Genomic DNA, 25,762 nt, shown 5'->3' on the forward strand with positions numbered 1-25,762 from the left:
TTCACGCCCTGGTAACCGTTCGGCTCCGGCCGTTTTTCAGTATGTATTTAAAAATCAACCTTTCAAAAATCATTACAACGGGCGCATTAGCCTTGTGGACATTGGCTGTTTCGGCGCAGAATGCGGAACGCTATGCCCCTACAACCGAGCCCGACCGCATTATACTCAACGTTACGGCCGATCCTTCGACATCGATGGCGGTCAACTGGCGGACTTCCGACGCCGTGTCGGAAAGTTTCGCCGAAATCGCGGTCGCCGAGGCTGACCCGCGGTTTGTCTCAAAAGCCCAAAAACAGAAAGCCCGCACCGAAAAACTGGTCTGGGAGAATACGCCGACGGCACACTATCATTCGGTCATTTTCGAAAACCTGCAACCTGGTACTAAATATGCCTACCGGGTAGGCGGCGAACAGGGGTGGAGCGAATGGATCCATTTCAGCACAGCGGGTACCGCCGAGCAAAAGCTGTCGTTCCTTTATTATGGCGATGTTCAGGTAAATATCTCTTCGCTTTGGTCACGCGTGGCGCGTGAGGCTTACGCGAAGGCGCCCGATGCGCGCCTGGCTATCTACGCGGGCGACCTGATCAACAAAGCTAACCGTGATGTCGAATGGGGCGACTGGTTCCGGGGCGGCGGCTTCATCCATTCCATGATCCCCGCATTTCCGACACCCGGCAACCACGATCATTTCGAGACTGCGGAAGGTATCAACACGACATCCGTATTCTGGCGGCCGCAGTTTAAATTGCCCGAGAACGGTCCGAAAGGTTTGGAAGAAACCTGCTACTATGCAGATATTCAGGGTGTGAGGTTCATTTCGTTAAACTCGGATCAGGTAGATGTATCCGAGCAATGGGCGCAGGTACAGAAAGAATGGCTGGAAGGCATTTTGAAAAATAATCCTAACAAATGGACGGTCATCACCTTCCATCACCCGATTTTCTCCCCCAAAACCACCCGCGACAACAAGCGCATGCGTGAGACTTTCAAGCCATTGTTCGACCGGTACAAAGTCGACCTTGTGTTGCAGGGGCACGATCACACCTATGCGCGGGGGATGGCCAACATTCCGATGCAAGAAAAGGGCGCACAATCGGGAACAATGTACGTGGTATCGGTCAGCGGGCCGAAAATGACCGATTCTAATATAGAACAAGCCAAATGGATGGACCGCTCGGCTATTTACACGCAGCTTTTTCATGTAGTAAATGTGGAAGGCGGCAAGCTCTCTTTTGACACCTATACGGCCACGGGCGAGCTCTTCGATGCATTTGACCTGATTAAACAAAAAGGAACGATCAACCGCATTGTCGAACGTGCTCCCCGGCAGGATACCGACCAATTTCCATCCGAAATCATCAAATTCAAAGCTTCTGATAGTAACCCGCTCTTCAAAGGTACCGGTGACCCGAAAACCTGGGACGAGACAATCCGCGAGCGCGGCTACATCCTGCGCGAAAACAACAAATATTATATGTGGTACACTGGCTATACCAAAGCCACCGGCGATAGCATGAAATACCTCGGCCTCGCAACTTCCGACGACGGTCTGAAATGGACGCGCTACGCGAAAAACCCCATTCACACCACATTATGGGTGGAAGATATGTGTGTGTTAAAAGAAGGAAATACCTACTATATGTTTGCCGAGAGCAAAGACGATATCGCCCATTTGCTCACGTCCACCGACCGCATTCATTGGAAAGATCAGGGCTCGATCGATATCCGCCTCAAAAACGGCTCGCCGATCAGCAAAGGACCGTACGGCACGCCTACCATCTGGAAGGAAAAAGGCATTTGGTACCTCTTCTACGAGCGAAACGACGCGGCTGTCTGGCTGGCGACAAGCAAAGACCTCAAAGCATGGACGAACGTGCAGGATGAGCCCGTATTGAATGCGGGCCCCGAAAAGTACGACGCATTTGCCGTCGCGTTCAACAAAATCATCCAGTACAAAGGCCTTTACTATGCCTATTACCATGCTTCGGCGTTCAAGGATTGGCGCGAATGGACGATGAATGTGGCCGTTTCCAAAGACCTCGTCCATTGGAAGAAATACGCAAATAATCCTATCGCCGGTAACGACGCTTCGAGTGGTTTCCCGGTGTTCGACGGCAAGCAATGGCGGTTTTACACGATGCATCCCGATGTACGGGTTTATTATCCGGAAAAATAAACTGAAAAAAGTCTCAACGATCGCCACGCTCGAAACGGGCATCGGTGTCTCTGGTTCTGAAAGTGCAAAAAGCGGACATCCGCTCATCAACCAGACACCGTCATGAAGCGATTATTATCCATCATTTGTCTCGTAATGCTTGCCGTTTGGCAGCTAAGCTGTTCGAAAGATAAGCCCGAGCCGGTCCCTGAACCCGAGCCCATCAAACTCGATCGCGACTCCGTATCATCCTTGCTCGCGAGGCGCTCGTTCTATATCACCGATGCCTGGCGGCTGGCCGGAAACGATTCGGTGGATATGTTCAAGGAAGACACGCTGCTTCGGTTATATGCGAATGCAGCTGCATTGAACTTTTACATCGAAAAGGGCAGCGGGGAAATCATGTTTCACGGTGGTGCTTCGCAGTTTCCGAATACCGAGATGCCGGGTAATGCACTAACATTCAATCTGAATATCCGTATCTTTCTGCCCACGCAAATGAAGCTAAAATGGGACGACGATAAGGGTACGCTGGGTGTCGAGACTGTCGCTACTACCAGCTATTTCCCGATGATAGTACCCGGTAAGAAAGGTTACCTCGACCCGGCGAGCTTCAATGTGAAAATGTCGATGGAACAGGCAAAAACGGCTGCCGTGAAGCCCAGTATGCGGTTCATTTACGAAGACGAAGATCCGAAGCTGGGCAAGGTTACCTATAAAATTACCATGAAGCCCATGTACCAATACTACCGCGAACCCGGCCAGCAGGCCAGCGCGAAGTATGTTGTATTTCTCTGAATAACAGATTGCTACCACTAATATTATGAAAGCCCTCGTGCTGATAGTCATCGTGGCGCTCGCGCTTACAGGTTGCAACGACCTGAAAGACCTGCGCCCGATTGATCCCGGAACCCAGATTCCGGAGACGGTCGTGAATGTGGTGAAAGCCAAGTTCCCCAAAGGCGAAGACCTCGTTTTTAAACCCGTACTGGAAGACAAGATTTGGGAGGTGAAACTGAAATCGGATGCGGACCGCTATTCCTCGCTGGTCGATTACGGTAAAATGTGGGAGACGTTCAAAATAATGACTGATGACGCTCCGTCGGCGCTGCGGGAATCCCTGAAAAGTACTGCTTTCGGAGACGGAACGCTGTCGGCCTATACCACGGCCTATTTCGCGACGACGGCTCCCAATAAGCTGATTTACAGCTATAAAAACGAAAACTACGCATTCGAATGGTCCGGCGTTTACCCGAATGTCAACAGCTCGGCGGCGTTCGACCAGTCGATGTATAGAATAGCGACCTTCGACATCGGCGATCTGCCGGTATTCGTAAAGGATTCCCTGAAAGCCTTTCCAAAAGCGACGTTCGTGAAGGGCTACATCTGGGTGAGGCTCGACGGTTCCCTGCGCTATTATGTGATGGGTAACCTCAACGAGGGAGGCTTACAGGATCAGCTATCCATGTTCTTCGACGACAAAGGCAAGCTGAGATGGATGAGCAACCTGTTCACACAGCCGGGCGTGCCCGTGGCTGCATCGAACCTGGAACCTGTACCGGCCCAGATCAAGCAATACCTCGACGGCCTTCCGGAACTGGCAGGCTACGAATACGAGAGAAAGCTGAAAAGTAACCTGAACGGGCTCGATAGCTATTACATCGTGGTCACGGTCGGTGGGGTTTCCAGGTGCGAGTTGTATTTCGATAAGGACTTCCAGGTACTCAATAAAAAATATTCTGTGATATTGTATTAAAAAATAGTAATTAATTAAGTTTAAGTAACTTAGAAGTACAAGTTAGTTCCCGAACCCAACGTCCCCTCATGAAATTCTTTCTCTCGAAAAAATACGACAGCCTCGCCAGCCTCGTGAAAGCCTGCCAGCAGCAGGACCCGAGGGCGCAGACGGTATTTTACGAGCGATATAAGGCCAGGATGACGGGTATTTGCCGTCGCTACGCGCGGACTGTCGCCGAGGCGGACGATATATTTCAGGATGCATTTGTAAAGATTTTCAACAGCATCAACGATTTGAAAGAGCCCGAAGCCGCGGACGGCTGGGTGAAAGTGACGGTGATCCGGACAGCGATTAATTATTACAACCGGACCACCCGGCAGCAAGAGCTCCAAAGCTCGCTCGACGGCGTGGAATGGCATGTGGAATCGGACGACTACGTGCGGATAATCGACCAGATGAACGTCCGCGACCTGGTGGACCTCATCAACGAGTTACCCGACAAGTACAGGACGGTGATCAACCTGCACCTGATCGACGGCTATACACACACCGAAATTGGTGAAATGCTGTCCATGTCCGACGCCACGGCCCGGTCGCAGTTCATGAGAGGACGTAACCTGCTAATGAAAAAATTGGAACTTAAAGGAATAGTACATCATGAAAACTTCTGAGGACAAATTGAACGAAGCACTGCGCGACGTCCTCAAACGCAAGTTTGATGACTATGAAGAACAGCCCAGCCCCACGGCGCTCGATCGCATTCGCGCACGCATCAAGCCCCCACGTACGGGAAGATACTGGTGGTTCACCGGCGGCCTCGTACTGCTGACGGTCTCAGGCATCCTGCTTAGCCGTTACGGCCGCCAAATCCAGGCTTCGTTAGCCGTTTCGGAAAAAGCGCATTCGTTTACCGTGGAAAAAGCGAAGGCTGCCCGGCCAGCCAATGCCAATCCGACTGTTAATTCGGTTAAAGAAACATCAGCGTATTCAGCGAAAGCGCTTTCGTTTAAAACCAAGGTAAAATCATCGGTTTTACCATCAGGAAGCACATTTAAAGAGGATTTTGTGGAAGACCTGGGTAACAAACCAGCAGCGGAAACGCATCAACCGCATTCCGCCAACGTCCCGGGCGCCACTGTAAACAGGGTTGAAAAAGTAGCATCTGTGAATGGGGAACAAATGGCAGAGGTACATCCAGGGTCGGGTACGATCGTTCCCGAAATAGAGAGGGCTTTTAATGAAACGGAAGGTGCATTAGCGTCCAAAATAGCAGTGGATTCAGCTGCGATGAATGCAATGTCTTTGGAAGAACTGGCAGGTATGCCATTGAAAGAGGCGCAGATTCCGCTGCGGTTGCGCGGTGTGGTTGCGCCCGCGTACAAGCCTGCGAAGGTGATCGTGACCAATCCGGCCAGAATTGCTTGGCTTTTTAACGCGTCGGCATTGCATTCGTACCAGATATTGACGGTACCGTCGTCGGCAGCGAAGGATTTTCAGAATTTCAGCTTCCCGTCATTATTTACGGCAAGGTCGGTAGGGTACAAGTTCAGCGGCGGCGTGGAACGAAAGGGCATTCAGCTACAACTGCATTTCAGCAGTTTCCGGCAGATTTATTCGTATGAAATCGCCAACAACAATTACCTCGTTACGCCCGACGACAAAGGCCAGTACCACACCGTCCGCCAAGGTGACCGGATGGAAGAGAACCGCCGGTTTTCGATGCTTGGGATTGGTGTTACCAAGCAGGTGCGATGGGGGCATTCGCCGGTCAGCCGGTTTTTCGCCGCTTTCGGAGCGGAATATTCGCATGATCTGAACAGCAGTCAAGGCCTGGGTTGGCTCAGCCTGGGATTAGGGAAACAATTCGCCGTCAGCCGTAATACGGCATTCAGCATCGGGCCATTCGCCGAATTCAGCCCGGTGAAGGTCAAAGGCATCGCAAACCCGTTCTACTATCAGCCGTACCGCGTGGGAATTTCGGCAGGGCTTCGCTTCGTGCGGCCCTGATCGCCCACAGGTCGAGTCCCGGTACTAACATGCCGGGACTTTTTTGTGCTTTTCTTTTTCTCTTCCATTTCTTTTTGCACTTTTCCATTTCCTTTTTCCTTTTCCTTATTCCGTTCGTTGAAACGAACGGCAAGGGGATTTTGATGGTCAGAATTTTAGTTTATGACCGGGGGCGTTTCTATCTGAATAAAAATTACTTACATTTACGGGCACGTGCCCGTAAACTATGCTTGTCCGCACAATTACTCTGGCCGCTGACAGTCCCTGACATTACCTGACCAACCCTGACATTACCTGACCGACCCTGACAAACCTTGACCAACCTGACCAAAACTTTAACCATCCCACCCATGACCCAATTAGCTACAAGAAGAGATTTTATCACAACCAGCCTGGCCGCCATGGCAGGAGTGGGGTTATCAACCGCATTCAATCCAGCCTTTGGAAAAACAATACGCCCGGCGGACAAGATCCGTCTCGGGATCATAGGTACAGGTTCGCGCGGCGCGGGCCTGGCGACGCTCATCCGCGAAATGCCCGAATATGAGCTCGTCGCCTGCTGTGACATCATTCCCGAAAACCTGCAAAAAGGCCTGAGCCTCGCTGCCAAAAATGCCAAAGGCTACGCCGATTACCGCAAGCTGCTCGACGACAAATCCATCGACGCCGTGGTGATCGCTACGCCGCTTTACCTGCATTACCCAATGGCCGTGGCCGCATTGCAGGCAGGCAAGCACATTTACCTCGAAAAATCGATGACCTACGACATTCCGCAGGCGATCGACCTCGTAAAAAAGGTGAAAGCTTCGGGATTGGTATTTCAAATCGGTTATCAATACCGTTACTACGGCCTTTACCACCGCGTGAAAGAGATCATGAAAGAAAACTGGCTGGGCAAGATCACGCATTTCGAATGCCAGTATAACCGCAACTCGAACTGGCGCTTCCCGGTAAAAGACCCGAAAATGGAGCGGGCGATCAACTGGCGCATGTACCGCGAATACTGCGGCGGCCCGCTTTCGGAGCTCTGTGCGCACGAGATCGACGTCGTTAATTACCTTACTGATAGTCATCCGGTGAAAGTGGTCGGCCTGGGTGGTATTAATTACTGGAAAGACGGTCGGGATACTTATGATAACATCCGCACGGTTTACGATTATCCAAACGGTGTGAAGGCAAGCGTCACCTCGGTACTTTCCAATGCGTATAATGGTTACAGCATCCGCATTCTGGGCGACAAGGCCACCGTCGAAATCCTCCGTGACAAGGCATTAATTTATCCTGAAATCACCAACAATGCCAAAGGCACCGTCGACGGCGTCACTGGCGCCACCATTGCCGTCACTACCCAGGGCAAAGGCGTGGAAGTCAAGTTCGGAAAACCGGGCGAAGTAGATCTGGAACCAACCGTATTTGCATTGAAGGACTTCGCGGAATGCGTCAGGAACAAAAAAGAACCTGTTTCCAATGTGGAAACCGGCCGCGACGGCTCCATTGCCATCCACATGGGCAATGCGGCAGCGGATACCGAAAAAGTGCAGTACTGGAAACCAGAATATTCAGCCTGATGGGACGGCATTGGCATTGGTTTTCATCCATGGTGGGAGTAATGTGCTTAGCAATGAGCGCATTGCGTCCGCCAGCAACCCCCGAAACCTACCGGATCACCGGCGAGGCGCAGGGTACCACCTATGCCATTACCTATTACAGCGACCGCAAATTGGCACGTAAGCCGCAGATCGACAGTATTTTCAAAAGTCTCGACGCATCGCTTTCCATTTACCAACCGGGTTCGCTGATCAGTCGGTTCAATGCATCGTCGGAAGGCATTGAGATGGACGAACACCTTGCCTATGTCGTCGGGAAATCCATGGAGATTTACCGCGAAACGGGCGGCTTGTCCGACATCACCGTGTACCCGCTCGTACGTGCTTGGGGATTCGGGGCGAAGGCGCCCGATGAAATGCCGGACAGTGCCGCCATCCGGCAGATGCTACCGTGTGTGGGATCGGATAAGTTGAAGATCGAAGGGCGCAAGCTTCTTAAAACAACTCCATGTGTGCAAATAGACGTAAACGGCATCGCGCAAGGCTATTCCGTAGACGTAGTTGCAGAATTTCTGGAAGCGCGTGGGATACATAATTATATGGTCGAAATAGGAGGGGAGATCCGCACGAAAGGCCGCAAATTGCCTGGTAATGAGCCGATGAAGATCGGCATCGAAACCCCTTCCGCTACTGAATTCGACGCACCGGCGATCCGCGAGGTAATCAGCATCGGTACCGGCGCTGTCACGACATCGGGAAGCTACCGGAAGTTCAGAGAATCCGGCGGTACGCGGCTGTCCCACATTATCGACCCCAAAACCGGCTTTCCGGTCCAGCGTGAAATCATCAGCGCAACCATAGTAGCACCCAACGCGATCATCGCCGACGGCTTCGACAACGCCCTCCTCGCCGCAGGCATCGACGGGGCGTTTGAAATACTAACCCGCCACCCGGAAATGCAGGCGTATCTCATTTACCGGAAGCCCAACGGCAGCATTGCGGACACCACGTCGGTTGGGTTTGGGAGGTATTTGGTAAGGTGACGGTTGTTTGACCGCCGACCGCCGACCAGCGACCGCTGACCGCCGATCGCTTGTGGTCTGCGGTCAGACCATGGACGATTGGCCATGGACCATGGCTGAGCGAAGACCCCAAACACTCGGCGGTCGGTCGTCGGCGGTCAGCGGTCGGGGCCGCAGGCCCCACTTCGAGAACGTTATCGGTACTATTTCTGCCACTTCCCATGGATACCTATCAAATTCATTGTAACATTGTTATAAACCAAAATTAAATATTGCCGGATGCGCGGAACGCATCATAAATCACTTCGCAGCCGTATTGCGAAGCGCGGTTTGCTATGTCCGGATTTTTGGCCTGCTACCCTCGGAAAATTCATTTTTTCATTTCCTAACCATAATCTTATGCATGTAAAACTACTCACCCATCCGTGGGCCCGTATTCTCGTCCTGTTTGCATGCCTCAGCCCGCTATGGGGCTACGGGCAGAACCTCAGGGATGTTACCGGCGTGATTTCCGACAGTTTGAGCAAGCAAGGCCTGCCCGGCGTGACCGTCGTCGTGAAAGGCACCCAGCGGGGCACTACTACCGATGCCGATGGGCGCTATTCCGTACAGGCGGCGGTTTCGGATGTGCTGACATTCAGTTATGTAGGTTATCTCACGAAGGAAACGGCGGTCGGGAACCAGTCGGTTGTGGACATTTCCCTGCAACCGAGTACCAATGCGCTCGATGAACTGGTGGTCGTCGGGTATGGAACGATGAAAAAGAGCGATCTCACGGGCGCCGTGATCCGCATCGATTCGAAGACATTCAAAAACCAGCCCATGACCCAGCTTACCGACATGCTGACGGGCACCGTGGCGGGTTTCAATGCGAACCAGGCCACGTCCGCGGCGGGTGGAAGCTCCTTGCAGATCCGCGGGCCGAAGTCGCTCACGGCCAATTCCAGCCCGATGGTGGTGATGGACGGCGTGATATTCAATGGGAGTATTTCCGATATCAACCCGGCCGACATCGAGACCATGGACATTCTCAAAGACGCCAGCTCGGCCGCCGTTTTCGGGGCAAGGGCTGCGGGAGGGGTGATTTTGATTACTACCAAAAAAGGAGCCACGGGCAAGCCGGTCATCAATGTGTCGGCTAATGTCGGTACCGCTTCCACCACGCACGATTTCAAGCCGTTCGACAAAGATGGTTACCTGACATTCCGCCGCGATCTGCTCCGCGCTACCAATCCCGATCGTCCTGCTTTTTATTACGACAACCCGGGTACGCTACCGACAGGCGTTTCACTCGAACAATGGCGCACGGCTAGCAACAACCCGCAAGCGGACAACACACAGGAATGGCTCAGCCGACTGCGTTTCTTCCCCATTGAAACCGAAAACTACCTCGCAGGCAAAACCGTGGACTGGTACAAAGAGGTGATCCGGACCGGTTTGCGGCAGAACTATGACGTGAGCATCGGCGGCGGCTCGCAGAACGTGACCTATTACTGGTCGTTGGGCTACCAGAACAACGAAGGCATCCTGCGCGGCGACAAGTTTTCGACGATCCGCTCACGCCTGAATGTGGATTTCAAAGTGACCGACTGGCTCAATGTGGGCGTGAACAGCCAGTTTGCCGACCGCGACCAGGGCACCGTTCCCGCAAACCTCGGGCAGATGTTCATTATGAGCCCCTACGGCTCGATGTTCGAGGCGGACGGCAGCGCAATGTGGTATCCCAACAGCTTTGCGGTAGCCAACCCGCTGATCAATTACTACGGGCAGGAGCGGATGAACAAGGTGAATACGCTTTTCGCTTCGCTCTACGGGAAAGTCAAGCTGCCTTTTGGATTTGATTACAAAATATCTTTCCAACCACGCTACGAAGCTTCGAAAGACTACAATTTCTGGTCGTCCAACACGCTCGACGGTGGTTCCACGCGCTCGGGCGGGTATAGCACGCGGGCGGACGCGTCCACGTACGAGTACATTCTCGACAACCTTTTGCATTGGAACAAGCAGTTTGGCGTACACCAGTTCGATGTTACCCTGCTGTACAGCGCCGAGCGTAACCGGGGCTGGTATTCCAAAATCGCGAACCAGGGTTTTGTGCCGAACGAGAACCTTGGCTTTCACGGCTTGCAGTATGGCACCAGTCCGGCGATGGAAACGAACGATACACAGATCACCGGCGATGCGGCGATGGCGCGGCTCAACTATACATTGTTCGATAAATACCTGATCACGGCCTCCGTGCGCCGGGATGGCTTCTCCGCTTTCGGTACCAAGCAGCCCAGGGCGGTTTTTCCGGCGGCTGCGATAGCCTGGAAGATTTCAGAAGAAAAATTCTTCCACATTGATTTCGTGAGCCAGATGAAACTGCGTTTGTCGTGGGGCGTGAACGGGAACCGCGATATCGGGGCCTATTCGGCGTTGGCGCAGCTGCTTTCGGCGATGTATTACGATGGCAGCAATGTGCAAGTGGGCGTTTACAACACTTCGCTCGCCAACCCGAACCTGGTTTGGGAGAAAACAAAATCCATTAACCTCGGTATGGACCTGAGTCTGTTCAAAAACCGCGTCGACCTGAGCATGGAGTACTACGATATGACCACTACCGACCTGCTTATGAAACGTCTTTTGCCCGAAATCACCGGTTTCAAGGACATTACCACCAACCTGGGGTTGCTCGGTAACAAAGGTTTTGAAATGACCATTAATACAATCAATACCGAGCAGGCCAATTTCTCCTGGCGCAGCGGGTTGGTATTCTCTTTTAACCGAAACAAAATCAAACGGTTATTCGGTGATTACAAGGAAGAAACGGTGGATGGCAAAACCGTACGCTCCGAGCTGCCCGACTATTCCAACGAATGGTTTCCCGGCCAGGCGATCGACCGCGTGTGGAACTATGATGTGACGGGAATCTGGCAAACCTCCGAAAAGGATGCGGCGGCGGTATACAAATTGCAGCCGGGCGATTTCAAAGCCGTGGATGTGGACGGCAACGGCAAGTACGAGGCGCTGCTGGACAAGCAGTTTATTGGCTACCGTCAGCCGCGCTTCCGGATCGGTTTGCGGAATGAGTTTACTTTTTTCAAAAACTTCAACGCCAGCGTGTTTCTCCGCAGCGAACTTGGCCACATCGCACCATTTGCCGAAGGCCTGCGCACAGGCGGCTCCGATACTTACGACCGCCGGAACACCAACGATTTCCCATACTGGACGCCCGATAACCCGACCAACGAATATGCGCGGCTGAATACCAATACCAATGTTTTTGGGGGCGGGATCAAAGTGTATAAAAAGCTTTCTTTCCTGCGCGTGCAGGATGTGAATGTGGGCTACGCATTGCCGGCGGACATTTCCAAAAAGCTGAAAGTGAACAGCATACGTGTGTTCGCGTCCGCGCGTAACCTGCTCACATTCACCAAATGGCCCGGCTGGGACCCCGAGGCGTGGGATAGCGACGGTAACAACATCCCGATGCCCAAAAACTTCACGGTCGGACTCAATCTCTCATTGTAAACAGCCATTAATTTCAGCATTATGAAGATTTTCAGATACCTCATATTATTTGTTTTGCTGCTCAGCCAATCGGCCTGCGATAAGGGTTGGCTGAAACCGGAGCCGCTGTCGTTTTTCAGCCCTGAGAATGTATTCGTGGATAAAGCGGGCATGGAAGCATTGCTTATTACTATGCGAAAGGACCTCAAAAACGAGAGTACCGGTGCAATGCCGAACCTGACGATGGAATTTGCAGCCTCGGACCTGGCGTCGCCCTGGTCGCAGCTCGATTTTTATAACCTCACACCCAACACCGACCAGTACTACCGCTTCCTGGCGATGTTTACCGTGATTTATTCTTCGATTAAAAACTGTAATGTGCTCATCAGCAGGATCGACGATATCAAATGGAATTCGGACCAGGAGCGAAATGCGATCCTCGGGGAGGCGCTCTGGCACCGCGCCTACTGGTATTACCGCCTCGTTAATTCCTATGGCGACGTGCCGTTCCTGAGCGGTGAGATCCAGGAGGCAAAACTCGATTTTCAGACGCACAGCCGCTGGGCGATCCTCGAAAAGATCAAAAAGGATGCGGAGTTTGCGGCCGAATGGCTGCCGGTAACCGCCAAGTCGGGCGTGATTACGAAGGGCGCGGCGAATCATCTATTGACCAAAATCTACCTCGCGAACCTGGAATACGACAAGGCGATTGAAGCGGCCGACAAGGTGATCAATGGCCCGTATGCATTGATGAACCAGCGATTTGGTATCGACGCCACGAAGGGGTACCGCAACCTGATCTGGGACCTGCACCGTGCCAAAAATTTCAGCATTGCACAAAATACCGAGACCATTCTCGCCGCCATCGACCGCTACGAAGCACCGCCGGCCGCGCGCTCGGTGGGACTTTACACCATGCGCTTGTACAATTGCCAGTGGTTCCAGCCGCAGGTGCTCGACAGCCAGGGCAAGCCGGGTATGGTCGCGAGCGGGCCGATGTACGATTCGCTGGGCAGGGGCAATGCCAATATCAGGCTGACGGGCTTTTATCAATACGATATCTGGTCGTACAAGGGAGCGAACTGGCGCAATACCACCGATTTGCGGCGCGCGGACATTAACTGGGTGGATATTCATGAATTGAAATACAACAACCCCGTGTCCGTCGATTTCGGCAAGCCGGTCAATACCAAGTTCCTCGCTGCGCAGGTAGATACGTTCAAGCACGTGTACGCGATGCCGCATTACATTATGTACAACCCGCAGGACGACCCCAAAGCGACGCCGATGGGTGGCAACGGCGACTGGTACATTTTCCGCCTCGCCGAAACGTATCTGCTCCGCGCGGAAGCCTACTTGTGGAAAAACCAGCCCGCATTAGCCGCCGCCGACATCAATAAGGTGCGCGAGCGTGCGAAAGCATTGCCCATTACGGCCGGCGAAGTGAATATCGATTTCCTCCTGCACGAGCGCGCCCGCGAGTTGTTCGCCGAGGAGCCGCGGCATTCGGAGCTCGTCCGCATTTCGTACATCATGGCCAAAGCCGGCTTGAATGGTTACAGCCTCACCAATTTCAGCGAAAAGAACTACTATTTCGACCGGGTAATGCGGTATAACAATACCTACGAAAAGAAGATCCAGCTGCTTGGAAACACAGCGAATATCGCTCCATTCCACGCGCTGTGGCCGATTCCGTCGCTGGTGATCACGGCGAATACGAAGGGGGTGATCAATCAGAATGTCGGTTATGACGGTGCGGACCGGAATGTGCCGCCGCTGACGAAGATCGAGTAGGGTATGGGAAAGAAAAGCGGGCCGTCGCATGAATCGACGGCCTCTTTTTTGTATTACAAATCATTCCCCTGCCAACCGCTGCAAATCCGATTGCGCCAGCCGGTAATTCAGTTGCGCCGCGAGCAAATCGGCCTCGGCTTTGGCCAGCAGCGAACGCGTGTTGAGGATATCCGCTTCGAGGTTCAGGCCGGACGCCTGCTTGTCGGTTTGCACTTTGAGTTCCTCGGTGCGGTATTTCACGGCTTTTTCGGCTACGGCGATCAACGCGGTGGCTTGTGTAAGCTTGCGATGCGTTTTCGAAACGTCGTTTCTGACCTGATTTTGGGTATTAATCAAACTCTCGCGTGCCTGCTGGCTCAGGAAATGCCGCTGGCGGATTATCTGCTTGTTGGCGACCAGATCCTGGATGTTCCATTTGAACTGCGCGCCTACGAACGGATTATTGTTCGGGAAAAGCAGGTTGCCGGTTTGGTAGGAGTAACCCGCCACCAGGCCGATGTCGGGCCGGTTGCTTTGCTCGGCGGCGCGGATCGCTTTTTGTGTTTTGATCTCCGTCAGGCTGGCGATTTTGATGTCGTTGTTGGCTGTGGCGGCATTCGTTAAATAGCTATCCAAAGTACCTGCGACTGTGCCTGCATTAGCCACGGGTGCCAACGCTACGCTATCCGTTTCAATGCCGGTCAATTGCTTCAAATCGGCCGTGTAATCTTCGGTTTGAATGCGGAGTTTCAAGAGGTTTTGCTCTTCGTCGGCGATGTTAGCTTGTAGCCCGGCCTTGTTTACATCAATGGTTTTGCCTGAAAGCAATGCACTTTCCACGTCGTAGAGCCGCATTTGCGCGAGCTTGATTTTGGCATTCGCTTCTTCCTGCTGTTTCTGCGTGATCAGTAAACCATAATATAGCTTCTCGATCGCCTGCCTGATCTGCAACGACGCCCGCGATTGCTCGTGACGCGCGAGTTCTACATCTGTTTTAGCCACCTCGATACCCGTTTTGATCTTCCCAAGTTGGGTAATGGGCTGGTAGAGCGTCACACCTGCATTGAAATTGTGGTGTTTACCCAAAGGAAAAGTCTTCTCTTCATTGGGCAAGGCGATGGTCGTCCCACCAAGCGGCAATGCGCCGAAAGAACCTTGCTCGATCACCAGCTGGCCGAGGTTCGCATTGTACTGGTAGGAAGAGCTCACCGACGCCACCGGGTACCGTTTGATCGCGTCTTCGGCTACTTTGGCCTCTTTTTCGGCAACCTGCAATTTGCGGACGTTCAGCAAATGGTTGTTTTGCAAGGCCATTTCCACGGCTTTTTCAAGCGTAAGCGGCTGCGCCTCCTGTGCGTACGAGGGCGCGGATGCGAATGCGCCCGCAAGCACTGTGAGTATCGGGAATATCAGCTTAGTTTTCATGGTGTTCTGCAACAGGGGTTACCATCAGGTCTTTTTTATCATGCGGTTTGATCATCGCGATGTACAGCACCGGCACGGTGAGCAGGGCCATTACCATCGACCATATCACCCCCACGGCGATCACACTCGCGAGCGGGCTCCACATCGGTGAACCGGAGAGGATCATCGGCAGCACGCCGATCGCCGCGGCCATGGCTGTAAGGAATATCGGGCGCAGGCGGCGCTTGCCGGATTCGATGGCGGCGGTGCGGATGTCCATCCCGTGGCCGAGCAGCTCGTTGGTATGGTCCACGAGAATGATCGCATTTCGCACCACGATGCCCGAAAGGCTGATAAGCCCCACAAATGCCGTGAAACCGAAGTTATTATGCGTAATGTAAAGGCCGATCAACGCGCCGAACAGGCTGAGCGGGATCGTGAGCATGACGAGCGCGGCTTCTTTGAGGCTGCGGAACTGGAACAGCAGGATGAAGAATATCAGTACCAGACTGATCAGCAGCACGACGATCATCTGGCTGAATGTCTCGTTCTTGTTGAACTGCTCGCCGCCGTATTCGATGCGGTATCCCGCAGGCAACGGAATGTCGGCGATTTTCGTTTTTACTTCCTTCACCAGGTCGGCCGGGAGTACGCCGTCTTCGGTTTCGCTCAGGACGGTGAGCGTGCGCACGCCGTTGCGGTGCATGATTTTGCCGGTCTGCCATTGCGGTTTCAATTCGGCAATCTGGCGGAGCGGCACATTGGCGTCGGTTACCGGCGAGGCCAGGTAAATGTTTTCCAGGTTGTCGGACGACTGGCGGTTACGCTCGTCGAGGCGGAAGACGATGTCGAGCGGGTTATTGCCTTCATACATGGTCGATACCGGCGCGCCGTTGAAACCGGTGTACACCATTTGCGAAATGCTGCCCGTGGTGAAACCCAGCTTGTTGGCCTCGTCTTTCAGCTGAATGCTGATCCCGTAATAATCCTCGCGGAAATCGGGACGTACCATGGCGCTGCCCTTGGCATTTTTAAGAATGTCTTGCACCAGCAAACCGATTGCTTTGAGGCGGGCAACGTCGTCGCCCACAATGCGTACTTCCACCGGCGACTTGTAGGGCGAACCCTGCTGCATCAGTTTCACCTGCGGCGAACCTTCGGGTATCAATGCGGCCACCTTGCCTTCGAGCTCGTGCGCGAATGCTTCGGCCGTTTTTTCGTCGGTAGTGTTAATCAATATCTGCGCATAGTTGGTTACCGGCACTTCGGGTGAGAAGTTGTAGTAAAACCTGGGTGCGCTCGTGCCCGTGAACGTCGCGTACGAGGTCACGCGCGGGTCGCCTTTGACGAGTTTTTCAGCTTTCAGGATCGCCTGGCCGGTTTTATCGAGCTTGGTGCCGGTGGGCATCCATAGTTCTATCACAAACTGGTTACGTTCCGCGGCAGGGAAGAATTTTTGTTTAATCCCCCGATATACAAACAATGAGAGCACGACGGTAAGCAGGCTGACGCCGATCGTCAGTCCCGAATGCCTTACGCACCATTCGAGCGCCGCATTGTAGCCGTTTTGCATGCGGTCGAGCAGGGTAATGCGTTTCTTTTTGTCGGTTTCCGCTGCGCTGTGGTCGTGGAGGCCTTTTTTGATGAAAGTATAACAAAGTAACGGCGTCAGGATCATCGCTACAATGAACGATGCGGCCAATGCAATGGCTACCGTGACGGGCAGTGCATGGATGAATTCGCCCACCGAGCCGGTGAGGATCACCATCGGCATGAACGAGGCGATGATGGTTACAGTGGCTGCCAAAACCGGGATTACCAGGTCGGTAGCGCTGCGCCAGGCGGCTGTCCAGCGTTCGACGCCCTCGTCGAGCAGTTCCACATAATTATCGGCGATCACGATGGCGTCGTCCACGACCATACCGAGCACGACGATCAATGCCGCGAGCGATACCTGGTGCAGCTCGATGCCGAATGCATTCAGCAAGGCGAATGTAACGGCGATTGTCATCGGGATGGCCATCGCGGCTACTGCGGCAATGCGGATCGGCAGGAGCAAGATCACCACGATCACGACCGAGAATATCGCAAGGAAGAATTCGCGGATAAAATGCGTAATGTTCTCGTCCACCAGTTTCGGTTGGTTTACGATCGTCGTCAACTTCACGTCGGCAGGGAGTAGCCTTTCGACTTCGACCAGCTTCGCATTTACTTCCTCGCCGAACTTCACGATATTATTTCCTTCCTGCATCTGGATCGCGAGCATCATCGCATTGTTGCCGTTCACGGTCGTTTTGCTGGTCGGTTCTGCATAGGCGCGGTTTACCTGCGCAATGTCGCCGAGCCGGATCAGCTCCCCGGTTTTCGATGCGCCCACGATCTGGTTCGCGATTTCATTCTCGGTGTTATAATAACCCGACGTGTACAGTGGCGTCTGGCTCGTTGCGGTTTTGATATCTCCTGTCGGACTAATCACATTCTGCGATTGCAAAACCTGCACCACGGACGACAGTTTGACATTATACTGAGAAAGCTTCTCGGAACTCGACGTAACCGTGATCTGCTCCTTTTGCTCGCCGATCCGTTTGATTTTCGAAACCGATTTGACCGTCCGGAGCACATCTTCCAGCTTCTGGGTGTAATCTTTCAGCTGCGCGTACGTGGCTTTGTTGCTTTCGATACCGATCACCAGTGCTTCGGTATCGCCGAAATCGGAGTTCACGATCGGGCCGCGGACGCCCTTGGGGAAATCCACCTGCCGGGCTACCAGCAATTGGTGGCGCAGTTTGCTCCAAAACACATCCGGGTTCTTCACATTTTCGCCCAGCTCCACATTCACGACCACCATGCCGTCCTGCGTGGTGGAGTAGGTCTTGTCCTTGCGGATTTCTTCAAACTGGAAAAGATACTGTTCCAATTTTTTGGTGACCTGGTCTTCCACCTGCGCGGAGTTGGCGCCGGGGAAATAAGCGAGGACGAGGCCTTGCCTGACGGTGATTTTCGGGTCCTCACGCCGCGGCATGTTCAGCAGCGAATAAACGCCTACCGCAAACACCAGCAGCAATACCGACAGCGTCACCTGCGGATATTTCAGGGATGATTTGACAAAGTTCATAACGCAGCTTATTGGTTGATGGAAATGGCGGTGCCGTCGGTGAGCTTGTGTTGCCCGCCGGTTACCACGCGGTCGGTTTCGGTGATCCCGGATGTGATCTCGATCTGGTTATCGGTGAGCTGTCCGATGCTCACCTTCCGTTTCAATGCGATTTTGCGGTCGGCGTCGGCTACGAAAACGTAGCTCTGGTTGTCGAGGTCGCGCAGAACGGCCTCGGTAGGCAGTACCAATGCTTTCTTCGACTGGTTGGAAGCCAGCGTCACTTCCGCGATCATGCCGGGGCGGATGAGCAATTTGGGATTATTAAGGGCTATTTTAATGGTAAATGCCCGGGAAGCCGCGTCGGCGGCGGAACCTACTTCGGTTACTTTGCCGGTAAACGTCTCGCTCAGCGACGAAACGAGCACTTTCGCTTCCTGCCCGAGCTTGATATTGTGCAATTCACTTTCGGGGATATACGCATTCACTTTCACTGTCCGGATGTCGGACACCACAAATAGCGGCGTGCCTACCCCGACGATCTCGCCGACCTCCGCCATCTTTTTCAGCATTACTCCTCCTATCGGCGCAAAAAGTTTCGTATCCGAGAGATTTTTAGCATGCAGCTTCTCCTGCGCACGTGCCTGCTGCAACCCGAAACCTACTTTGGCAAAATCGCTTTCGCTCAGGCTCCGGCGGTCGTGCATAACTTTCAGGCGGTCGTATTCGTCCTGTACCTGAGCTACTTGCACATCGGCTATTTCCTTGGCAATGCTGTAATTGCCGGGGTCGAGGCTCGATAGCAGCTGGCCTTGTTTGACGAGCTGGCCTTCGGCGGCGGCGATGTAGTTGATTTTTCCGCCCACCATAAAACCGAGGCGTACCGTTTTGTTACCCTCGACGTTTCCGCTGACGGAGATCTGGTTGTTGGCGGTAATGTGCTGCGCCTGCTGCGTCACGACCGGGAGCGGCTTTTCGACCGATTTGGCCTGGTCGGCAGCATTGTTGCAGCCCACGAGCGAAGCCATCGTGAGCATGAGATAGATAGGATTGCTTTTCATAGATTGGACGACCGTTAGGTTAAATATCCTGCTGCAAAATTGGCCCCGATGGCCGGCAATGCTTTTGATCTATATCAAAAAGTAACCCAAGATCGAAAAAAATGTCAAACTTTTCCTGCCCTGATCCGGCTCAGCGTTTCTTGCGTAATGCCCAGGTAGGAAGCAATGTGCCCGAGCGGTGCGCGCAGCATAATGTCCGGAAATTTTTCGAGCATGGAATTGTACCGTTCCTGCGCCGACTGGAACTGGATCGAATACAGTTTATCCGAGAATGTCTTCACCGCATTGATCATCACCAGCCGGCTCAGTTTCTGCAACGGCTGAAAATCGTCGATGAACTTTTCGAGGTCCTGGTAGGGGATGGTGCGGATAATGCTTTGTTCCAAAACCTCTGCGCCGTAGGGCGACGGGCTGTTGAAAAAAGCACTTTCAATGGAAATAAAAAAGGAGCCTTCCAGGATAAAAGAATGCGTAATGTCCTTGCCATCCTTAACATAATAGGTACGCGTCGCCCCTTTTTCGACATAAAATACTTTCTGCGAAAAGTTATCGGGCGATAACAGCCGGCTGCCTTTCGGTAATTCCTCCGTTTTGAAAGCGGCTTGCACCTGCGCTTCCATTTCGGGGGATAATATCATGTGTTGTTTCAGGTAGAGAATCAGGTCCATAAAGGTAATGCAATGGGCGGAGGCTGTTTTTTGCGAATGCCCTAACATAGCTATTTCCTGCCGGATACCCACAGCTTGTAACCGGATTTAGGTCATCCATCGCCGGGTTTAAACCCAAACCCGCCTCATGTGTAGTCGGTTACATGGGCGCATTCTACATGTATTAGTTTTGAGTTGTCAAACGACTACTACACATTTTTTAAACTAAATCATTTCCATGAAAGCTTTTAAGTTACTGACCATCCTATCTGTTTTAAGTATCACTATTCTTACAGGTTGCAGCAAGAAGAACGACGATGTAAATCCTGATCCCGCAGCCGGTGCGGCCGGTTTCAAAGTGAAGGTAGATGGCAAGGAATATGCCCCGGACTTCTCCTATGCATTGGCCAGTTTCCCCGCCAACGACCTCTATTATGCCATTTACGGCCTCGACAGCAAGACGAACGATATCGTGGCGATTGCTTTACCCAAAACAGCGAAAGAGGGGACGTTCGCGATCAATGCCGAGAATTTCGCCGTGATGACTTTTAACAAACAGGATTTCTCGACGATCAACGGCGGCAGCGGCTCGGTCACGATCACCAAAAGAACCGACAGCAATATCCAGGGTACTTTCAGCCTGACCGCCGTGGACGCGACAGGCACACTCAAACGCACACTAACAGACGGCAGCTTTAACGTGAACGTGCGCTAGGCCGCCGTCATTCGTCACCTCTTCCGGCCCGGGCCATCCATCCAACGATTTGCGCTATCCCCTTGTCTATGAATACTTTTACTCCTTTCAATCCGCTTTCCGGCCAGCTCAGCCCCAAGCCTGTACACATTTCCGTGCATTTCATGGGCCGGACCATTACAATCGCCGCCGAGCACATCACTTTCCTTGAAGGTGATGGAAACTACACCTACGTATACACGTGTGCGGGCAGGAAATACCTGATCTGCAAAACGCTGAAATGGCTGGCGTGCAAGCTCGATACCAACTTCGTCCGCGTACACAAATCGTTTCTCGTGAATGCCCATTATGTGATCGGTTGCGCGGAAGACGGCCGGGCGCTTAAAATGCGATGCGGTAACGAAGCGGCGGTAAGCCGTCGCAAAACGAAGGAAATCATCAGCATTTTTGGCGAGCGCGTGGAGCGTATCAGCGCGTGAGCAACTGCTGCTCCGAGATGACCTTGGTTAATGCATCCGAAACCTTCGCATGACCCGACGCATTGATATGCCCGTCAACCGGAAAATAGTCCTTAGCCTGGAATAGCTGTTCAGTGTCGAGGAAATACAAGCGCGTGTCGCCGATCCTCTGCGCTTCGGCTTTGAATGCGGGGATCATGCTGGGGCGGATGTAAAGGCCGTCTAGGTGGATGACCATGATATTGCCCTTGTAAAACTTCCGGATTTTGGCCAGTGATTTGAAGAAATACTCGGTGTGGACCTTCATTTCGGCAGCTGTCTTGATGCGCTGCGGCGTTACGGTATCCAGCTGCCGACCATTGATCCACGCACTCAATGCACCGCCTACCTCGCCGAAAACCTGTATCGGGCTCGTCCAGATGCGTTTGAGCAGGTCTTTTTCCCGTACGAAGAAGTAGGTGTAGCGCATCGGGAAATAGGTTTCGTTGATGCGGTTGAAAGTCGTGGTGTTTTCGAATGTCCGGGCCGTCAGGTGCTGGGGCTGGTTCTGCGGTTCGTTGCGGGCTTCGTTTTCCTCGTGGTCGTTGTCGCAGTATTGCAGTACCACAAGTTTCACGGAATCTTTTTTGATTTTGGAAAAAAGCAGCATTTCGCGATAGGTACCGTAAGATGAAATACCCGCATTGAGCGTTTTGATGCCCAGTTTCCGGCCGGTAAGGTCGGCGTAGGCCTGGTTTTCGTCTACGCCCCATCCCATGGTAAACGAGTCGCCCAGGAAAACCAGTTTCGGGTTATCGAGCGAACTTTCATCGTCGCGAACACCGAAGCTGTTGATTTTAAACACATTACTATATTCCAGGCTCGAAAATACGCCTTCGCTTTTTGGGCGTAGGATATAGCCCAGGTCGGATGAGTAGCTGGCGAAATTCCCGTTGAACTGAATTACGTCCCGGTAATTGACCCATTGGTCGAGCACACCCACTTCGTGCCGGTCGGCATTCCGGTTCACGTCGATGGTGTGCCGGATGTAAAAATAGGAAGCCGTTTCGAGCATCGTAGGAAGGAGTAGCGCTGTCCAGAACGGCCATTTCAGCAAGCGGGTAACGGACCAGCAGAACAGGACGAATGCAATGGGAACCAGTGCTTTGAAGAGCAAAATGGTCCAGGTGAAGTGTGTGAAAAGCTGCCACCGGTACACTGTGATGGCGAGGAGCAGATAGCTGGAAAAGACGGCTATCAGCCCGATTTGTTTTTGCGTCATAGAATCACTGTAAGGATTTAGGTGCGGTAATTTAACCGCTTACTCAAAATCTAGACACACAAAACGGTGGAAATAGTTATGTTATTTTCCTGTTTTTTTATAAAATATTTATAATTAATTGATACTCTGCTGACTAAAAATGCGAAATGCAAAAAACGGGTTACACCTTCGCGTAACCCGTTTCCGTGTATTAGTAGGTACTTAAATTATTTCAATGCCTCGCGGATCGTAGCGCCTGCTTGAAGGAGCGCGCCCTGCACGGCAGGAACATGCGCGATGGGGTTCAGCAGGCCGTAATCGTGGATCAGACCCTGGTGTCTGGTCAATGTGGTTTTCACACCGGCAGCTTCCAGTTTGCGTGCGTAAGCTTCACCTTCGTCGCGGAGGACATCATTTTCAGCGGTTTGTACCAATGCGGGAGGCAGTCCCTGCAACTGCTCGGTAGTAGCCTGCAATGGCGAGGCGTAGCGGTGTTTTCTGTCTTCGGGGTTGGTAGTGTAGTTATCCCAGAACCATTTCATCATGTTTTTGGTCAGGAAGCGGCCTTCGGCGAACTGGTTGTACGAGCCTGTTTCGAATGAGGCGTCGGCTACCGGCCAGAGCATTACCTGCAATTTGATTTCCGGGCCATTGTTGTCTTTCGCTTTCAGCGCTGTTGCGGCGGTCATATTACCGCCCACGCTGTTACCTACCACGGCCAGTCTTTTACCGTCGACATTGATCTCGTCGCCGTGGTCGGCCACCCATTTCGTAGCCGCATATATTTCATTGATCGCCACCGGAAATTGCGCTTCGGGCGACGGTGTATAATTCACGAATACCGCTGCCGCACCGGAATAAACCACCAGGTCACGCACAAGACGTTTGTGGGTAGGGAAATCGCCCAGTACCCAGCCGCCACCGTGGATGAAGATGAATACCGGCAATTTTTCGGTAGTACCGGCTGGTTTTACAATATCGAGTTTAACAGTCAGGCCGTCCTGGGTAATCGTTTTTTCACTCGTTTCGATGCCCGACAAATCCACTTCCACTGATTTTTGCGCACCTACGAGCACATTACGCGCATCTGCAGGTGAGAGTTGTTCCAATGGCGTGCCGCCTCCGGAGTTGAGGGCGTTGAGGAAAGTTTTTACATCTTCAAAAATCGCAGGGTCGTTGGCGGGGTCTATAATATTCAGCGTTTCCATGATTAAAAGGTTTTGAGATTTGATATTCGTTTTTTCTTGTTGTGCTTGATTTGATAGGACAAAACTAGGGCAGGGAAACGGTTGAAAAATTAACCTAGGTTAAGAAAAGTTTGGAAGGTGTGAAAAAAGCATTTTGTCTATCTTGGTGACTTAAATCTCCTTTTTTAGCATGAAATTATATTACAGCTTCGTTTTTTTGCTCTTATTTTCTTGTAAATCAGTATGTTTTGCGCAAGAAGACACCATCCGGATTTTTTATGATAAAGACTGGAACGAAATCCCGAAGTCCCCGACAGCCGCATTTTACAGAATTGCCTACAACAACGATAATGGATTCTGGCAGGTGAACGATTATTACAGTGACGGGAAATTGCAGATGACCGGCGTTTTTCTTGATCGGGCCATGATCAAAAAACAGGGTTCTTTCGAATGGTACCATCCGAGCGGCAAGCTTAAAACCAAAGCGACGTACATGAATGGAAGGCTGATCGACGAAGAAATTACCTATTATGAGAATGGGCAGATCGATACGTACAGGCATTTCGACAATTCAGGGAAGCAGACAGATGAAAAAATGTACAAGCCCGACGGCTCGGAAAGTGTTTGTTCTCAGGCCGAGTACCCGGGCGGTTTGCCGGAGATGTACCGCTTTTTAACAGAAAATGTAAAATACCCGCGTTCACTGAGGCGGCGCAATATCGAGGGCAAAGTGTTCGTCAGCTTCATAGTGGACGCCACGGGTAAGCTTTCTCAACTGTTCGTTCTGGCATCTCCACATAACCTGATGGCCGAAGAAGCAATCCGCGTCGTCAGGGCGATGCCCAACTGGAAACCCGCTGAGCGCGATGGCGTGAAAGTGGCAATCAAGTACAACCTGCCTATTAACTTTCAACTGGACTAACTTTACTGCAACCTCTTCACAATCCAGGACAGCGTCAACCCCTGTCCGATCAGCGTGAACAGTACCACGGCTACGGAAATGAAGATGATCGCGTCGCGGAGGGGGAACGGCGTGCCGTCGTGGAGGTGCGTGGGTAACCCGATGGCGATAGCGAGGGAGACGATGCCGCGCATGCCCGACCAGCTGATAATGAGGCTGTTTTTGAAATCGAGCAGGGCGTTTTCGCTAATCCTTTTGTGTCCGCGTTCGAATCCTTTTTGGAGGTTTGCCCTTTGCCAGAAGACGCGGATCATGCGTAGCAGGAGGGCTATAACGGTGATAATGAATGCGTAACCGATGTAAGGAAGGAGCTGATTGCTGCTGATGTTTTTGACCACATAAGGAAATTGCAGGCCTATTAATATGAATATAAGGCCGTTGAGCAGGAAAATGATGGTTTCCCAGATCGTTTTGGATTGCTGTTTGAGCCGGTCGGGGAATATCTTCTTGCTGAAATCGGCAATGCCCAGGCCGAGGATCACGACGGCGATCACGCCCGACACTTCGAGCTCTTCCGCCACCCGGTAGGCGACGAAGGGCATCAGGAGCATCATCCCGATGGTCGCCTGCGCATTGTTGTGAATGCGCATGATAATCGCCCCCAGAATGCGCCCGATCACCAGCCCGACGATCGCGCCGCCGAGCAGCAGCACTGCAAATTCGGCCGATGCCTGCCAGAAAATGAATGCGGAACCGGTGACGGCTGCTACCGAAAACCGGTAGGCTACCAGCGCGGACGCGTCGTTTACCAGGCTTTCGCCTTCGAGAATGGTATTAGTTTTGGAGGAAAGCCCGAGGCCTTTGGTGATGCTCATGGCCGCGACGGCGTCGGTAGCAGAAAGTATGGAGCCGAGCACGAATGCGAGCGGCCACGTCATGCCTGGAATGAGATAGTAGGCCACAGCCGCAATGCCCGATGCGGTGATAAACACGAGCGAAATGGCCAGTGTGCCGATGGTGTTGATATTGATCCTGAAATCCTGAAAATTGATATTGAAAGCAGCATCGTACAGCAGCGGAGGCAGAAATATTAGGAACACGACTTCCGGATTGAGCTCGATCACGGGCAATGCGGGAATGAAGCCAATAGCGATCCCGGCGGTGATGAGTAAAACAGGGTAGGGTATCCTGACGCTGTCGGCCATGGCGGAGAGGCCGATCATGATAGCCATAATAAAGATGACGATACTGTAATTCTCCATAATGCTGATTGAATGTGCGGGGCCGGGGCCGGCGTGTATTTTCAAATCTAAGGATGATTGCGAAAAATCAGGGCTTCCG

General features: G+C 52.6%; 19 protein-coding genes. 12 read left to right on the forward strand and 7 right to left on the reverse strand.

All coding sequences use genetic code 11. From position 1 onward, the window contains the following. The first annotated feature begins 41 nt into the window (after window positions 1-41). The 9 genes from BLQ88_RS31865 (at window position 42) to BLQ88_RS31905 (ending at window position 13,756) form a co-directional block, all read left to right on the forward strand. Window positions 42-2,177, forward strand: a complete 2,136-nt coding sequence (locus tag BLQ88_RS31865; protein WP_090157072.1) for a fibronectin type III domain-containing protein — start codon at window positions 42-44, stop codon at window positions 2,175-2,177. A gap of 102 nt (window positions 2,178-2,279) precedes the next feature. Next, the gene (locus BLQ88_RS31870) at window positions 2,280-2,954 is read left to right on the forward strand and encodes a hypothetical protein (RefSeq protein WP_143016978.1); all 675 of its coding nucleotides are present in this window, start codon (window positions 2,280-2,282) and stop codon (window positions 2,952-2,954) included. 25 nt (window positions 2,955-2,979) lie between these two features. Beyond that, window positions 2,980-3,912, forward strand: coding sequence for a hypothetical protein (locus BLQ88_RS31875; RefSeq protein WP_090157074.1), 933 nt, complete (start codon window positions 2,980-2,982; stop codon window positions 3,910-3,912). A gap of 68 nt (window positions 3,913-3,980) precedes the next feature. Continuing rightward, the gene (locus BLQ88_RS31880; RefSeq protein WP_090157075.1) at window positions 3,981-4,565 is read left to right on the forward strand and encodes an RNA polymerase sigma factor; all 585 of its coding nucleotides are present in this window, start codon (window positions 3,981-3,983) and stop codon (window positions 4,563-4,565) included. Then, window positions 4,552-5,901, forward strand: a complete 1,350-nt coding sequence (locus BLQ88_RS31885; protein WP_090157076.1) for a hypothetical protein — start codon at window positions 4,552-4,554, stop codon at window positions 5,899-5,901. Before BLQ88_RS31880 ends, BLQ88_RS31885 begins: the two co-directional genes overlap by 14 nt. Window positions 5,902-6,251: 350 nt before the next feature. Beyond that, entirely contained in the window at window positions 6,252-7,469 is a 1,218-nt protein-coding gene (locus BLQ88_RS31890; protein ID WP_090157077.1) for a Gfo/Idh/MocA family protein, read from the forward strand. A gap of 53 nt (window positions 7,470-7,522) precedes the next feature. Next, the gene (locus BLQ88_RS31895) at window positions 7,523-8,491 is read left to right on the forward strand and encodes an FAD:protein FMN transferase (protein WP_229212952.1); all 969 of its coding nucleotides are present in this window, start codon (window positions 7,523-7,525) and stop codon (window positions 8,489-8,491) included. 378 nt (window positions 8,492-8,869) lie between these two features. Beyond that, window positions 8,870-11,983, forward strand: a complete 3,114-nt coding sequence (locus tag BLQ88_RS31900) for a SusC/RagA family TonB-linked outer membrane protein (RefSeq protein ID WP_090157098.1) — start codon at window positions 8,870-8,872, stop codon at window positions 11,981-11,983. A 21-nt stretch (window positions 11,984-12,004) separates the two neighbouring features. Continuing rightward, window positions 12,005-13,756, forward strand: coding sequence for a RagB/SusD family nutrient uptake outer membrane protein (locus BLQ88_RS31905; RefSeq protein ID WP_090157078.1), 1,752 nt, complete (start codon window positions 12,005-12,007; stop codon window positions 13,754-13,756). A gap of 60 nt (window positions 13,757-13,816) precedes the next feature. Here the strand turns inward: BLQ88_RS31905 and BLQ88_RS31910 are convergent, their stop codons facing one another. From BLQ88_RS31910 to BLQ88_RS31925, 4 genes are all read right to left on the reverse strand, one after another. After that, window positions 13,817-15,160 (reverse strand): TolC family protein, encoded by a 1,344-nt coding sequence (locus BLQ88_RS31910; RefSeq protein WP_090157079.1) that lies wholly within the window; start codon window positions 15,158-15,160, stop codon window positions 13,817-13,819. Next, window positions 15,150-18,254: an efflux RND transporter permease subunit gene (locus BLQ88_RS31915; protein ID WP_090157080.1), complete on the reverse strand. Its 3,105-nt coding sequence runs from the start codon at window positions 18,252-18,254 to the stop codon at window positions 15,150-15,152. The genes BLQ88_RS31910 and BLQ88_RS31915 overlap by 11 nt, the downstream gene beginning before the upstream one ends. Before the next feature lie 8 nt (window positions 18,255-18,262). Then, entirely contained in the window at window positions 18,263-19,294 is a 1,032-nt protein-coding gene (locus tag BLQ88_RS31920) for an efflux RND transporter periplasmic adaptor subunit (protein WP_090157081.1), read from the reverse strand. A 104-nt stretch (window positions 19,295-19,398) separates the two neighbouring features. Next, on the reverse strand, window positions 19,399-19,962 hold the full coding sequence (locus BLQ88_RS31925; RefSeq protein WP_176885174.1) for a Crp/Fnr family transcriptional regulator: 564 nt from the start codon (window positions 19,960-19,962) through the stop codon (window positions 19,399-19,401). Window positions 19,963-20,179: 217 nt separating this feature from the next. On the opposite strand from BLQ88_RS31925, the gene BLQ88_RS31930 reads away from it, so the two are divergent. Then, entirely contained in the window at window positions 20,180-20,656 is a 477-nt protein-coding gene (locus BLQ88_RS31930; protein WP_090157083.1) for a DUF6252 domain-containing protein, read from the forward strand. 68 nt (window positions 20,657-20,724) lie between these two features. Next, on the forward strand, window positions 20,725-21,114 hold the full coding sequence (locus BLQ88_RS31935) for a LytR/AlgR family response regulator transcription factor (RefSeq protein ID WP_090157084.1): 390 nt from the start codon (window positions 20,725-20,727) through the stop codon (window positions 21,112-21,114). Here the strand turns inward: BLQ88_RS31935 and BLQ88_RS31940 are convergent. Together BLQ88_RS31940 and BLQ88_RS31945 are read right to left on the reverse strand one after the other, a co-directional pair. Beyond that, a complete protein-coding gene (locus tag BLQ88_RS31940; protein WP_090157085.1) occupies window positions 21,104-22,354 on the reverse strand; it encodes an SGNH/GDSL hydrolase family protein in 1,251 nt (416 codons plus the stop codon). The genes BLQ88_RS31935 and BLQ88_RS31940 overlap by 11 nt on opposite strands. A gap of 206 nt (window positions 22,355-22,560) precedes the next feature. Next, the gene (locus BLQ88_RS31945) at window positions 22,561-23,541 is read right to left on the reverse strand and encodes an alpha/beta hydrolase (protein ID WP_090157086.1); all 981 of its coding nucleotides are present in this window, start codon (window positions 23,539-23,541) and stop codon (window positions 22,561-22,563) included. 169 nt (window positions 23,542-23,710) lie between these two features. Between BLQ88_RS31945 and BLQ88_RS31950 the strand changes: the two genes are divergently transcribed. Continuing rightward, window positions 23,711-24,442, forward strand: a complete 732-nt coding sequence (locus BLQ88_RS31950; RefSeq protein WP_090157087.1) for an energy transducer TonB — start codon at window positions 23,711-23,713, stop codon at window positions 24,440-24,442. Window positions 24,443-24,444: 2 nt separating this feature from the next. Here BLQ88_RS31950 and BLQ88_RS31955 read toward each other — a convergent pair whose 3' ends face one another. Continuing rightward, on the reverse strand, window positions 24,445-25,728 hold the full coding sequence (locus BLQ88_RS31955; protein ID WP_218132977.1) for a Na+/H+ antiporter: 1,284 nt from the start codon (window positions 25,726-25,728) through the stop codon (window positions 24,445-24,447). Window positions 25,729-25,762: the final 34 nt, after the last annotated feature.

This window comes from Dyadobacter soli, assembly GCF_900101885.1.
GTDB lineage: Bacteria > Bacteroidota > Bacteroidia > Cytophagales > Spirosomataceae > Dyadobacter > Dyadobacter soli.

What these genes read in the sequence shown, in the direction of transcription:
- BLQ88_RS31865 (WP_090157072.1), top strand. Translation starts at nt 42, where the DNA reads ATGTATTTAAAAATCAACCTTTCAAAAATCATTACAACGGGCGCATTA.
- BLQ88_RS31870 (WP_143016978.1), top strand. Translation starts at nt 2,280, where the DNA reads ATGAAGCGATTATTATCCATCATTTGTCTCGTAATGCTTGCCGTTTGG.
- BLQ88_RS31875 (WP_090157074.1), top strand. Translation starts at nt 2,980, where the DNA reads ATGAAAGCCCTCGTGCTGATAGTCATCGTGGCGCTCGCGCTTACAGGT.
- BLQ88_RS31880 (WP_090157075.1), top strand. Translation starts at nt 3,981, where the DNA reads ATGAAATTCTTTCTCTCGAAAAAATACGACAGCCTCGCCAGCCTCGTG.
- BLQ88_RS31885 (WP_090157076.1), top strand. Translation starts at nt 4,552, where the DNA reads ATGAAAACTTCTGAGGACAAATTGAACGAAGCACTGCGCGACGTCCTC.
- BLQ88_RS31890 (WP_090157077.1), top strand. Translation starts at nt 6,252, where the DNA reads ATGACCCAATTAGCTACAAGAAGAGATTTTATCACAACCAGCCTGGCC.
- BLQ88_RS31895 (WP_229212952.1), top strand. Translation starts at nt 7,523, where the DNA reads ATGAGCGCATTGCGTCCGCCAGCAACCCCCGAAACCTACCGGATCACC.
- BLQ88_RS31900 (WP_090157098.1), top strand. Translation starts at nt 8,870, where the DNA reads ATGCATGTAAAACTACTCACCCATCCGTGGGCCCGTATTCTCGTCCTG.
- BLQ88_RS31905 (WP_090157078.1), top strand. Translation starts at nt 12,005, where the DNA reads ATGAAGATTTTCAGATACCTCATATTATTTGTTTTGCTGCTCAGCCAA.
- BLQ88_RS31910 (WP_090157079.1), bottom strand. Translation starts at nt 15,160, where the DNA reads ATGAAAACTAAGCTGATATTCCCGATACTCACAGTGCTTGCGGGCGCA.
- BLQ88_RS31915 (WP_090157080.1), bottom strand. Translation starts at nt 18,254, where the DNA reads ATGAACTTTGTCAAATCATCCCTGAAATATCCGCAGGTGACGCTGTCG.
- BLQ88_RS31920 (WP_090157081.1), bottom strand. Translation starts at nt 19,294, where the DNA reads ATGAAAAGCAATCCTATCTATCTCATGCTCACGATGGCTTCGCTCGTG.
- BLQ88_RS31925 (WP_176885174.1), bottom strand. Translation starts at nt 19,962, where the DNA reads ATGGACCTGATTCTCTACCTGAAACAACACATGATATTATCCCCCGAA.
- BLQ88_RS31930 (WP_090157083.1), top strand. Translation starts at nt 20,180, where the DNA reads ATGAAAGCTTTTAAGTTACTGACCATCCTATCTGTTTTAAGTATCACT.
- BLQ88_RS31935 (WP_090157084.1), top strand. Translation starts at nt 20,725, where the DNA reads ATGAATACTTTTACTCCTTTCAATCCGCTTTCCGGCCAGCTCAGCCCC.
- BLQ88_RS31940 (WP_090157085.1), bottom strand. Translation starts at nt 22,354, where the DNA reads ATGACGCAAAAACAAATCGGGCTGATAGCCGTCTTTTCCAGCTATCTG.
- BLQ88_RS31945 (WP_090157086.1), bottom strand. Translation starts at nt 23,541, where the DNA reads ATGGAAACGCTGAATATTATAGACCCCGCCAACGACCCTGCGATTTTT.
- BLQ88_RS31950 (WP_090157087.1), top strand. Translation starts at nt 23,711, where the DNA reads ATGAAATTATATTACAGCTTCGTTTTTTTGCTCTTATTTTCTTGTAAA.